This window comes from Raoultibacter phocaeensis (assembly GCF_901411515.1).
In the GTDB taxonomy this organism is placed as follows: Bacteria; Actinomycetota; Coriobacteriia; order Coriobacteriales; family Eggerthellaceae; genus Raoultibacter; species Raoultibacter phocaeensis.
Genome location: NZ_CABDUX010000001.1, coordinates 1,626,126 through 1,637,777, shown reverse-complemented (window position 1 = coordinate 1,637,777; position 11,652 = coordinate 1,626,126). Strand labels below are relative to the sequence as shown.

Here is an 11,652-nt window from a genome sequence, read left to right as displayed (position 1 = left end):
GGGTGCAATCCGCATGCGGCAAGGCGCAATCCGATGCGCGCACCGGCAGACCGGTCCGCGGCTATTCTTCGGAATGCGCCTTCTCGCGAGCCAGAGCGCGATCGCACCCGGCCAGCTCGTCGGCGGTTTCGTGCCAACATTGGGTTTGCGGCAAACCGGGAATGCTCGACGCGACGAAGACGGGGTCTTTCTTCTGCTTGCGCTGTTCGGTGTAGTCGTCGAGCGCACGCAGAGCCCACTTACCGAGCAGGACGATCGATATGATGTTCACGAACGCCATCGCTCCCATGACGATGTCGGCGACGTTCCACGCAAGATCGAAGCTCGATTGCGCGCCCATGAAAATCGCGATCAGGCACGTGATGCGAAACACGAACAGGACGATCTTATTGTCTTTGATGAACTTGATGTTGCTTTCGGCGTAAAAGTAATTGCCGATCAGGCTCGAAAACGCGAACGCGAAGATCGAAAACGTAATGAAGTGGATACCCAGCTCGCCTACCGAGAAATTGATAGCCTGCTGTACAAGCGGCATGCCGTTGAGTTCGCCTGGGTCTCCACCAACGAAGAACACGAGCACCATCATGGCCGTACACGAGCAAATGAGCAGCGTGTCGATGAACACGGAGAGCGTCTGGACCAAACCCTGCTTGCAAGGGTGCGAAACGGATGCCGCGGCTGCGGCGTTCGGGGCCGACCCCATGCCGGCTTCGTTCGAGAACAGCCCGCGCTTGATACCGATGACCACGACCGATCCCGCAAAGCCCCCGAATATCGATTGGAAGTTGAACGCGGATTCGAAGATGAGCGAGAACACCGCCGGTATCGCATCGAGATGCGTGATCGTGATCCATACCGAAAGCGCGATGTAGCCGATCGCCATGACGGGAACGATGATCGACGTCATGAAGCTGATACGGTGCGCGCCGCCGAAGATGACGAACGCCGTGAACACGACAAGCACGATCGCAAGCGCGAGCGGAGCCAGGGAGTCGGCGTAGCCTGGGATGTAGTATTCGAGCGACGAGCTCATGTTGAACGATTGCAGCGCATTGAATCCGTAGGCGAAGCAGATGATGAGCAGGATGCTGAACAGCACGCCGAGCCAGCGCTTGCCGAACGCTTGCTCGATATAGTACGCAGGTCCGCCACGAAACTCCCCGTTCGGCCCTTTGATCTTGAACATCTGGGCAAGCGTCGACTCGATGAACGCCGACGCCGATCCGATAAGCGCCATGAGCCACATCCAGAACACCGCGCCCGGGCCGCCTGTGGCTATCGCCGTGGCAATGCCCGCAATGTTGCCCGTTCCAACGCGGCTCGCCGTCGAGACCATAAGCGCTTGAAACGACGAGACGCTCCTGCTGCCGCCAACGTGCTTCTCCTCGGTAAGAACCGAGAACATATCCTTGATATAGCGGAATTGGACGCCCTTCGTCCTAATGGTGAAGTACACGCCCGTTCCAACGAGCATGAACACCAAAACGTACGTGTACATGGCATCGCTGATCGATCCCGTAATGCCGATGAGGGTATCGGTTATCCCGTCCATGAAAGCACCTCCTTGTGAATGCAAGGGGCATTGTATCAAACAGAGCGCCCGACATCATAGAAAGCCAATGTTTCACGTGAAACATCTGTTCGCTTTTTAGCGGCGATCCGCATATCAGCCGTAGAAAAAAGCCTCTGGAGCAGAGGCTTTCACACGATGCATAAGCGTTTTCGAGTGCGCTTACTCGGCCAGAACGAACGTATCCTTATCAGGTGCGAACGACTGCATGGCCTCGATCGTGCGGGCGAACAGCTCGTCGAGTTCCCAACCGAGCATCTCGGCCCCGCTGCGGATGACATCGCGGCTCACGCCTGCTGCGAAGCGCTTATCCTTGAACTTCTTCTTGAGAGATTTCACCTCGAAATCCATGACGCTCTTCGAAGGGCGCATAACGATGGCTGCGCCGATGAGCCCGGTAAGCTCTTCGGTAGCAAACAGGATCTTTTCCATCTGCAGTTCGGGCTTGGGCAAATCGGTGTTGAAATCCGAGGTGTGCGACTGAATGGCACGGATGAGCTCGGGCGAGCCGCCGGCCGCTTCGATATCCTTTGCCGCATAGATGGTGTGCAGCTCGGGTTCGTCGTCGTGCTCTTCCCAATCGAGATCGTGCAGCAGCCCGACAATGCCCCAGAACCCCTCGTTTTCAGGATCGTATTCGCGGGCAAAGTACTTCATGGTCTGCTCGACCGTTTCAGCGTGCTCGATATGAAACGGATCCTTGTTGTGCTCCTGCAAAAGCGCAAACGCCTCGTCACGCGACATTCCGGCCTCAAGCTTCGTCATTGGTTCCTCCTGGTTCGTTTATTCGGCTTACCTTTACTATAGCAATGAGCTCCCTTGAAACAAGGGCGGCTCGGTTAGAACACGATTCCTGCAGCAGTAATGACAAATCCCCAGAATACGCCGATGACGTACAAAGCACCGAGAATCGCAAGATTCTGCCGGAGCGAACGGTTCGTGCGGAACAATACAAGCAACCCCACGCCCGCAGACACAAGCAAGCCCGACATCATCGCACCCGCGGCCAACGTGCCCTCGAGATACAGTTCGGTGATGACCACGCTCGCCGCGCAATTGGGAATGAGACCCACGAGCGCCGACGCGAATACGGAAAGGCCCGGGTTCGCACCGAGGAACTCCGCGAGCACATCTTCGCCGACGCCCTCTATCACAAATTCGAGCACAAGCGTGATGATGAAAATGAACAGCGTCACCTGCAGCGTATGCTTGATCGCACTCTTAAGGATCCCGCCGTCACCCCCATGGCAGTGGCAATGGTCGCGCTCACACAGCTCGTGAATGTTTATGTCGTCGGCGCCTCGCCTTCGCGCAAGCCGCATCGCCCCGTCGATCAGAAAACCCATCACGAGTCCGATAAGAAGCTTCACCCCTAGTATCTTCAGGATAACCATGGGATCAACCTGCTCGGCTATGAAGATGGGCAGCATCTCATCCGACGTCGAGAGGAACACGGCAATGAGCGTACCAAGCGTGATAACGCGCCCCGCATAGAGCGTCGCTGCCGCCGCCGAGAACCCGCATTGGGGAAACACGCCGAGCACCGCGCCGATGGCGGGACCCGCGGCTCCCGCCCTGCGAATCGCAGCTTCGGCCTTATCGCCCGCCTTGTGCTCGAGCGCCTCCATAGCAAGATAGGTAACGAAGAGAAACGGTACGAGCCTGATCGTGTCGAGCACCGCATGCTCGAGGATATGTAAGATCATTTCCATGGCAGAGTATTCTAGCAGAATCGATCCATCGCCAACCAGTGCTCATGCAGCCGTCATAGAATTGCAGGATTTCGCCCAGAGACATGCCCAGCCCCGATCTGCGGGAGCCCGATTGCAAGCCGACAAACGCGTGCACCATCCCTTGAGCTGCTACGGTCTCTGACCGCGCAGAACGCTATGCACTTCCGTACCCGCATGAACTCTTGTGCTTCGGTCAGGGCAGGCTAGCACTTCCGTGCCCGCATGAACCTTGTGCTTCGGTCACGGCAGGCTAGCGCGTCCGCAGCTCCCAAAACGCCACCGCCGAAGCCGCTGCCACGTTGAGGGAATCTACGCCGTGCGCCATGGGGATGCGGACGGTCCAGTCGCACTGGGCGATCGTCGAGGGTGCGAGCCCGTCGCCCTCGGTGCCGAATACCATGGCAAGCCGCTCGCATGCGTGGAGCCGCTCATCGTCAATCGATAGCGATTCATCGGTCAAAGCAAACGCCGCCGTCGAAAACCCGAGGCTGCGCAACAACGCAAGGCCCTTTTCTGGCCAATCGCCCGCCACCTCGCCGATACGCGTCCACGGCACCTGAAACACCGTCCCCATCGATACGCGCGCCGATCTACGATACAAAGGGTCACAGCAGGTCGGCGTAATCAACACCGCATCAATGCCGAGCGCAGCAGCCGAGCGAAAGATCGCGCCCACATTCGTGTGGTCGACGATGCCCTCAAGCACCGCAACGCGCCGCGCATCGGCAAGCAGGCTTTCAACGCTCGGCAGCTTAGGTCTGCCCATCGCTGCGAGGATTCCCCTCGTAAGCTCGAATCCGGTCAATCGTTTGAGCTCGTCGGCAGGCAATACGAATATCGGCACCTCAGGGTCGATGCGACCAAGAACGCCTGCCGAAGCGTCGAGCCATTTCTCTTCCATGAGAAGCGAACGCGGCTTATACCCCGCGTTGAGCGCGCGCTCGATCACCTTGATGGACTCGGCGATGAAGATGCCTTTCTCGGGTTCGAGCCGGTTGCGCAGCTGCGCCTCGGTCAAACGCGCGTAGGCATCAAGACGCGGATCTTCCAACGAAGACAATCGCATAATCGGCATAGACGGCTCCCATCGACGCTACATTGTTCCTTCAGGCCACTTGTATCTACCATATTCTACTTCGAAGCGGTGGAATTGCCGCAAGTAACGCCGTATGATCAGACGAATCGAAACAAGGAGGACAGTGCATGGACGCACGGACAACGGGGAGATTCATCGCCCTCAAGCGCAAAACGCTCGGGCTTACCCAGGAACAACTCGCCAGCGAGCTCGGTATCACCGGCAAAGCCGTGTCGAAATGGGAAACTGGGCGCTGCCTGCCGGACGGCTCCATCATGGAGCCTCTTTGCGAGCGCCTCCACGTTACGCTTAACGAGCTATTGAGCGGACGAGACATCGAAAGCGGACGTGAAAACGCCATGTCGGAAGAAACCGTGCGCCAAGCCCTCAACGCCGTCGAACAGCTGCAGCGCGAAAAGCGCATGCTCGTAGGCCTGCTCATCATCATGCTCGGCTTCGTCACGCTTACCATCGGCCAAACCCTGCCCGACTCATCGACGAGCGAGGTCATGGATTTCCTCAGCGGATTTCTCGTGGGCATGTCGATCGTAGAGATGCTCGTCGGTATCTTCGTCACGATTCGCAACCTCGTAAACCCGAAGTAGGCGCGCAGGGCCGAGCTGGGCAAGAACGCACCGAGGGCGGCTGGTCGTGTACGGACCGGCCGCCCTCGGCTTTCGACGAACAGCCCACAGCCAAGCAACGCCTTGCGACCCACGTACTGCATTACCGGGACGAGTGTCGGCCTTCCACCAATTCATACCTTTCGGATGACACGGAGCGGACATATAGCCGCTTTCGTGAGACAGACCCTTTTTCGTAATCGGCGTATGGTCCAGGAGCGCACTTCGACGCTCAAGCAGTTCTTTCACTTTGCTTCGGCTGCGACAAGGCGCAAAGGAGGCTGGGCTGGCGCGGGACGCCGGCAACCGAAAAGGGAGGTACTCATGAGTAAAAACAATATTGCACGCCGTGATTTCCTGAAAGCAGCTGCTTTATCAGGAGCAGCTCTCGGTGCTGCGGGGATGCTTGCCGGATGCTCGAGCAATCAGGAATCCCAGCAGGCGCCCGCTGGATCCGATATCGCATGGGACAAGCAGGTCGACGTCCTCGTTGTGGGCTCGGGTACTGGCGCATTTTCGGCACTTGCGGCCGCAAAACTGGGTGCTGCATCCGTCTGCCTGCTCGAGAAGGGCAAGCTCTGGGGAGGAACCGCTGCGACATCGGGCGGCGGCATGGCAATCCCCCTTTCCGATGCCGCGAAAGAAGCGGGCGTAAACGATTCGAAAGAAGAGGTCATCAAGTACTATCTCAGCGCCAGCGAAGGGCGCGCAGACGAAACCGTCATTGGAAGCTTCCTCGATAACGGAAACGATTTCCTCGCATGGACGAACGAGGTGCTCGGCTGGACATGGACCCCGTCGACGTTGTTCGGCGACTACTACGAGCCGCTTCCCGGCTGGATACCCTTCGGCCGTGCCAGCCTCGGCGCTTCCGACTCTTCCGGACCGCTCGTGGCAGCCCAAATGTGGGAACAGCTAAAGGCAGCGCTCGACGATGCGGGCGTCGAAGTGCTCATGGAAACAGCTGCAACCGCCCTGGTGACTGATTCGAACGGCACGGTAATCGGTGCTCGAGCAACGTCAGGCCGCGATGAAATAGCGATCGGGGCGAACGCCGTCATCCTTGCAACGGGCGGCTTCGATCACAACGCGGATATGCGCGCAAAGCATTTGCCGTTCAAACTGCTTGCCACAAACGCATGCACTACGAACACAGGCGACGGTCACAAAATGGGCCAGGCGGTCGGCGCGGACCTTTCGTATATGGATTCGTGCTGGGGAGCACCCGCCATCCTGACCACCGGCCAGGATCCGAAAGAGCTGATCGCAAACAACGAGATAGCACAGGAGATCGCGGGAACCGACTGGGCGATGTACCGAGGATTGCCAGGTGCTGTAGTCGTCAACAGGAAGGGTCGTCGCATCGGCAATGAGGCAACGGCGTACGACACCTACAACAAAGCATTTTCATACTACGACAACGGCGAAATGGAACATCTCAACATACCGTCGTACTTCATCTGCGATTCCGCCTGCTGGAACACCTATTCGCTGCCGGGACATACCGTCGGCTCGATGGACGGAGGCTACTTCGACGCCACGTATGGCGGCGAGGGTGAGAGCGGAGAGATGCCCGCGCACTTCGTTCAAGCAGACACGCTCGATGAGCTCGCCGAAAAGCTCGGGATCGACCCTGCTGGTTTAGCTGCAGAGTTAGCCGCATTCAACGAAAACGCCGAGCAAGGCGTCGATCCGGTATATCACCGCGGAGAAAAACAGCTCGATCTCAATACGACCGCCGTCATGGCTGGAATGCGGACAGATATCGCCAATCCGTGCCTCGCACCCGTCGCAACTCCCCCGTTCTACGGTGCAGTGTACGTACCCGGTACATGCGGAACCGCAGGCGGCTTGACCATCAATGAAAACGCCCAGGTGGTCAGCTCGATGGGCGAACCGATAAGCGGACTGTATGCAGTCGGCAACTGCTCGTCAGGAGTATCGGGCGGCCGATACGTCGGCGGTGGCATCAGCCTTGGATCGGGTAGCGTCATGGGATGGATAGCCGTGCACCATGCGCTCGGCCTCTAGCGACGCCAATCTAAACGATACCGGCCGACTCCATAACGGGGTCGGCCTTTTTATTCTTTTCCTGTCGCAGGCCCCGCACTCATCGCATCGACGTTGTTTTTGAAGTAATCGATCAATTCCTGCTTCGAGTGTACATCGAGCTTCGCGTAGATCCGCTTCACATGAGTGCGCGCAGTCCCCTCGGATATGTACAACTCGCTTTGGATATAGCGCAAGCTCCTTCCCTCCAGCAGAAGCAGCACCACTTCAGTCTCGCGATTCGAAAGACCGCGAGCGCGTGCCAGATCCTCTGAGGCAATCGTCTTCGACTCCACCACGTATTTCGGGCCGTTAAGCCACGTGTTTTGAAACACAAAGAAACTTGCGACGATGGCAACGGAAACGACCACCGACAGAGAATCGGGCACGGCGGGAGTCAACTGGAACACGAACCCACCGAGTATCGAGCCGAGAGCCCAGGCAACGTTCATGACGACGAAATACATGGCCTTTCTAAACCGCAGGCCAAACGACACGATCACCCCGAGCTCCATATACAGAAGCAACATAAGCAGAAAAGAAGGCGATGGAGCGGTGAGCACGTCGCCCGGCACCATTGCAGAAGAGATGCTCCCGCTCGAGAATACGAACCCGCCCGCAACGCCAAACACTACAACAAGGAGGTTTGGGGTAAGCAAGAACGTCTTTTTCGATATCTTGCCGATGCGTTCAGTCGCTGCGAGAGGCTTGTTTGCACCGACAAACAACACGAAGGGCGCGAGCATCACGTAGAGGTCGTATACGCCACGAGGCAGGACGAGCACCGTAAAACTGATTACGTAATAGAGGAGCAGCGAACACACCAAAGCAGCCGTCAGCGTTTTGACGTCATCGCATTTTGCCAAGTTCTCGATCCTGAGAATCTGGCATCCGAAGCAGGCGATCGCGAAAAACAGCAACCCGACATCCTCGAACACCGTTTCGGTAAGCGAGAATCGACTTGTCAGAAGGAGCATGGCAGCCGACGCTGAAGCGAGCACCGGTACGGTGATCCTGAACGCAAGAGGTATGCGATCCCACCGTGCCAGCATGATCCCCGTACCCGTTGCCAAGGTGCCGATCAGGCTGAATATTCCGAATGAGGGTATGATTTCAGCGCTTTGGGTAAACAGGCTTTCGTACGAAACCTGATGGAACCAAAACCAGATGACCGCATCGAGCAGCGCGGTTTTGGCAACCTGTCGCTTACCGAGCGTGCCCGCCTTCAAATCTACTTGCATGCTTCCCTCCCGTGCATTGCCAAATCATACCTTCCGGATGACAGAAAAAGGCCGGTTAGCCACTTTCGTGAGACAGACTGCCGCACTACCCCCCGGTATGGTTGTCCCTGTCGAATGGGCCCTGTGCAAGCTTGCAGGTTTTGGGAGAAACCTCTGTTTAGCCTAGGTGCAGCAGACCATGTTTGTCAAGCAAGAATGGTTTGGTCGAACGTCATCGACTTCGACAGCCCGTTCGACGGAAAAACTGCGCGGCAGGAGGCGTCGGCAAGCAGTGGAAGCAAAATCGGCGCACATATGAGAAAGGGGATGGTTATGCAAGGTATGAGTTCGGGCATTTCCCGACGAGCTTTCGTGGCGGTTGGAGCCACAGCGAGCGTTGCATCGCTCGGTATCCTGGCAGGCTGCACTCAGCAAGAGACAGCGAAACCCGAGCCGGTATCCGAAAAAGAAACCGAAAGCGGAGCTCCCGAAGAACAAGAGATTCCACCCGCAACCGAATCGGCAAACAAGGTGTACGTGGTCGACACGTTCAAGCCCAAACCAGGCGACGGAAAGGCGTTTCTCGACGAATACCTGAAAACCTACCGACCGATGGCAGAGGGAGGCGGGATGGCCTTCGTGAACGCCACGATAGCGCCGCCTCTGTGGCTTGAAAACGATTCGAACATCGTACAGATCGTTTGGACGCTCGACGATATCGCTGTCGCCGCTTGGGCTATGTCATCGGCAACACGGTACAACCCAGCTTACGTCGAATGGTGGGCTGCCGTAAGGAAGCGGGTACTCGAGAGAGATCGATCGTATTTCGCAAGCGAAGAGTATATGGAGGTGCTCAACAATGTTTAGCGCAGTCTTTATGGCAACGTTTGCCGAGGGGATCGATAGCGGGGCAAGAGAATCATTCGATGCCGAAGTCAAAAGCGCTGCGGGTGCAATTACCGACGTCAACCTTGCCGCCCCTGTGCTCGAACCGCCCATGCCTGGCGGCGATTACTTCTGCGAGCTCGGCTTCAGAGACCAAGCTGCGTTCGAGCAGGCGAAAGCCGCGGAGTCATGGGCAACGCTATACGGACTGTTCGAAAACGAATCGATCGTCGCCGGTTTCGAATACGTCGCTTACGGCGACGGAACGCTCACACTGCAAGAAACGAGCGTCTCGAAATGCCATCGCGTCCTCATCTTCAGCTTGCTCGACGATGCCGATCCCGACATGGTTGCAAAGATGGAAGCGAATATGAACGGCATGACCGATCACGTACCGGGTCTAAAAAACTGCACGTTCGCGAAAATCGCCGAATCGGCGGGTTCCGATTCATGGGCCTACGCATACGAATGCGATTTCGACGAACCCGGATCGTTTCTCGGAAAGTATATGACGACCCCGTACCACTTCTGCTATATCGACAAGTTCTTCGAACCTGCATGCGACGAATGGATCGTCAACCCTAACCTCTGCACACCCTATGTAGCTCAAGAGACGCCGTTTCTGGCCAACTTTGCCGAGTAGGTACAACCAGAGCTCAGCTTTCGATGCACCTATCCGAGTGGCATCCGCAGAAAACCCCTTGCAGCAAAAATCGGGGCGACCGACAGGCCACCCCGATTCCGAGTTTAAGCGGGCAGGTGGATGTGCGAATCACCTGCCCGTGTTGAATTCTTGCGAAGCGCGAGCCTACATCATCCCGCCCATGCCGCCGGCAGCACCGGCAAGCGCGGACAAGTCGGGACCGTCTTTCGGGATCTCGTTGATGGTTGCTTCGGTGATGAGGATAAGCGCACCCACAGAAGCAGCGGACTGCAGAGCCGTACGGGTAACTTTCACCGGATCGTTCACGCCCATCTCGATCATATTGCCGTACTCGCCCGTGGCGCAGTTCAGGCCTTCGCCCGCCTTCATGCCTTTCACGTGCTCGACGACGACGCTGCCCTCGAAGCCGGCGTTCTGAGCGATGGCGCGCATGGGGGCTTCGAGTGCTTTGCGCACGATGTTGATGCCGACTTCTTCGTCCTTATCGGCCGTTTCCACCTTGTCGAGCGCAGGGATGGCGTTCACAAGCGCTACGCCGCCGCCAGCGACGATGCCCTCCTCAACGGCTGCGCGGGTTGCCTGCAGCGCATCTTCGATACGGCTCTTCTTCTCCTTGAGCTCGCTTTCGGTAGCAGCGCCCACCTTGAGCACCGCAACGCCGCCGGAAAGCTTGGCCAGGCGCTCCTGGAGCTTCTCGCGGTCGAAATCGGAATCGACGCGCTCGAGCTCGGCTTTGATCTGATGGATGCGGTTGTCGATAGCCTTCTTGTCGCCTGCGCCGTCGACGATGAGCGCCGTGTCCTTGGTGACCTTGACGGTTTTCGCATGGCCCATCATGTCGATCGTGGCATCGGCCATGGTCATGCCGAAGTCCTTGTCGATGACCTGCGCACCGGTAACGGCGGCAATGTCCTCAAGGATGCGCTTGCGGCGATCACCGAAGCCAGGGGCCTTGATGGCGACGCAGTTGAAGGTGCCGCGCAGCTTGTTCAGGAGGATGGTGGCAAGCGCTTCACCCTCAACGTCTTCGGCAACGAGGAACAGCGGGCGACCGGTCTTCATAACCTCTTCGAGCAGCGGAACCATATCCTGGATGTTGTTGACCTTCTGATCGGTCAAAAGGATGTAGGGATCCTTGAGAACAGCTTCCATCTTCTCCATGTCGGTTGCCATGTAAGGGGAGATGTAGCCACGGTCGTACTGCATACCCTCGACGATGTCCATCTCGAGGCCAAAGGTCTGGCTCTCCTCGACCGAAATAGCGCCGTCCTTGCCGACCGCGTCCATAGCCTCGGCAATCTTCTCGCCGATCTCGGCGTCGCCTGCGGAAATGGTGCCGACGTTCGCGATCTGATCTTTGCCCGCCACATCGTGGGAGTTGTTTTTGATCTCCTCGACGACCGCATCGGTCGCCTTCTGAATGCCGCGGCGGATGCCGAGCGCATCGGCGCCGGCGGTTACGTTGCGCAGGCCCTCCGACACGATGACGTCGGCAAGCAGCGTCGCCGTGGTGGTGCCGTCGCCGGCAACGTCGTTGGTCTTAACGGCGACTTCGCGCACGAGCTGAGCGCCCATGTTCTCTACCGGATCTTCGAGCTCGACTTCCTTGGCGACGGTTACGCCGTCGTTGGTGATGGTGGGAGCGCCGTAGGATTTCTCCAAAGCGACGTAGCGGCCCTTGGGGCCGAGGGTTACCTTGACTGCGTCAGCCAGCTTGGAAACGCCGGCCGCAAGCGCGCTGCGTGCATCGGCATCGAACTTGATATCTTTAGCCATGATGGTAGTTCCTTTCATCTAACGCCATCCGCAAGCCTCATACGGCGATTCGAATGG

The 11,652-nt window shown here is 57.8% G+C and carries 10 protein-coding genes; 4 read left to right on the top strand and 6 right to left on the bottom strand.

What is annotated here, in order from left to right:
* Positions 1-61: 61 nt before the first annotated feature.
* The 4 genes from FJE54_RS06510 to FJE54_RS06495 all read right to left on the bottom strand — a co-directional run bounded on the left by FJE54_RS06510 (position 62) and on the right by FJE54_RS06495 (position 4,378).
* The gene (locus FJE54_RS06510) at positions 62-1,552 is read right to left on the bottom strand and encodes an alanine/glycine:cation symporter family protein (protein ID WP_139651890.1); all 1,491 of its coding nucleotides are present in this window, start codon (positions 1,550-1,552) and stop codon (positions 62-64) included.
* 180 nt (positions 1,553-1,732) lie between these two features.
* Positions 1,733-2,335, bottom strand: a complete 603-nt coding sequence (locus tag FJE54_RS06505) for an HD domain-containing protein (protein ID WP_139651889.1) — start codon at positions 2,333-2,335, stop codon at positions 1,733-1,735.
* A 74-nt stretch (positions 2,336-2,409) separates the two neighbouring features.
* Complete coding sequence (locus tag FJE54_RS06500) at positions 2,410-3,282, bottom strand: putative manganese transporter (RefSeq protein ID WP_139651888.1); 873 nt, start codon at positions 3,280-3,282, stop codon at positions 2,410-2,412.
* A 271-nt stretch (positions 3,283-3,553) separates the two neighbouring features.
* Positions 3,554-4,378 (bottom strand): TrmH family RNA methyltransferase, encoded by an 825-nt coding sequence (locus FJE54_RS06495; RefSeq protein ID WP_139651887.1) that lies wholly within the window; start codon positions 4,376-4,378, stop codon positions 3,554-3,556.
* A 128-nt stretch (positions 4,379-4,506) separates the two neighbouring features.
* Between FJE54_RS06495 and FJE54_RS06490 the strand changes: the two genes are divergently transcribed.
* Together FJE54_RS06490 and FJE54_RS06485 are read left to right on the top strand one after the other, a co-directional pair.
* Entirely contained in the window at positions 4,507-4,983 is a 477-nt protein-coding gene (locus FJE54_RS06490) for a helix-turn-helix domain-containing protein (RefSeq protein ID WP_139651886.1), read from the top strand.
* A gap of 342 nt (positions 4,984-5,325) precedes the next feature.
* Positions 5,326-7,032 carry an FAD-dependent oxidoreductase gene (locus FJE54_RS06485; RefSeq protein ID WP_180326602.1) on the top strand — a complete coding sequence of 569 codons (1,707 nt, stop codon included), beginning with the start codon at positions 5,326-5,328 and terminating at the stop codon, positions 7,030-7,032.
* 50 nt (positions 7,033-7,082) lie between these two features.
* On the opposite strand, the gene FJE54_RS06480 is transcribed toward FJE54_RS06485, so the two are convergent.
* The gene (locus FJE54_RS06480; RefSeq protein WP_139651884.1) at positions 7,083-8,291 is read right to left on the bottom strand and encodes a response regulator transcription factor; all 1,209 of its coding nucleotides are present in this window, start codon (positions 8,289-8,291) and stop codon (positions 7,083-7,085) included.
* Positions 8,292-8,642: 351 nt separating this feature from the next.
* Here FJE54_RS06480 and FJE54_RS06475 point away from each other — a divergent pair, with 351 nt between their 5' ends.
* A complete protein-coding gene (locus tag FJE54_RS06475) occupies positions 8,643-9,137 on the top strand; it encodes a hypothetical protein (protein WP_139651883.1) in 495 nt (164 codons plus the stop codon).
* On the top strand, positions 9,130-9,798 hold the full coding sequence (locus FJE54_RS06470) for a Dabb family protein (RefSeq protein WP_139651882.1): 669 nt from the start codon (positions 9,130-9,132) through the stop codon (positions 9,796-9,798). Before FJE54_RS06475 ends, FJE54_RS06470 begins: the two co-directional genes overlap by 8 nt.
* 165 nt (positions 9,799-9,963) lie before the next feature.
* Here FJE54_RS06470 and groL read toward each other — a convergent pair whose 3' ends face one another.
* On the bottom strand, positions 9,964-11,595 hold the full coding sequence (groL, locus tag FJE54_RS06465; RefSeq protein ID WP_139651881.1) for a chaperonin GroEL: 1,632 nt from the start codon (positions 11,593-11,595) through the stop codon (positions 9,964-9,966).
* Between the last annotated feature and the right edge of the window lie 57 nt (positions 11,596-11,652).

What these genes read in the sequence shown, in the direction of transcription:
- FJE54_RS06510 (WP_139651890.1), bottom strand. Translation starts at nt 1,552, where the DNA reads ATGGACGGGATAACCGATACCCTCATCGGCATTACGGGATCGATCAGC.
- FJE54_RS06505 (WP_139651889.1), bottom strand. Translation starts at nt 2,335, where the DNA reads ATGACGAAGCTTGAGGCCGGAATGTCGCGTGACGAGGCGTTTGCGCTT.
- FJE54_RS06500 (WP_139651888.1), bottom strand. Translation starts at nt 3,282, where the DNA reads ATGGAAATGATCTTACATATCCTCGAGCATGCGGTGCTCGACACGATC.
- FJE54_RS06495 (WP_139651887.1), bottom strand. Translation starts at nt 4,378, where the DNA reads ATGCCGATTATGCGATTGTCTTCGTTGGAAGATCCGCGTCTTGATGCC.
- FJE54_RS06490 (WP_139651886.1), top strand. Translation starts at nt 4,507, where the DNA reads ATGGACGCACGGACAACGGGGAGATTCATCGCCCTCAAGCGCAAAACG.
- FJE54_RS06485 (WP_180326602.1), top strand. Translation starts at nt 5,326, where the DNA reads ATGAGTAAAAACAATATTGCACGCCGTGATTTCCTGAAAGCAGCTGCT.
- FJE54_RS06480 (WP_139651884.1), bottom strand. Translation starts at nt 8,291, where the DNA reads ATGCAAGTAGATTTGAAGGCGGGCACGCTCGGTAAGCGACAGGTTGCC.
- FJE54_RS06470 (WP_139651882.1), top strand. Translation starts at nt 9,130, where the DNA reads ATGTTTAGCGCAGTCTTTATGGCAACGTTTGCCGAGGGGATCGATAGC.
- groL (WP_139651881.1), bottom strand. Translation starts at nt 11,595, where the DNA reads ATGGCTAAAGATATCAAGTTCGATGCCGATGCACGCAGCGCGCTTGCG.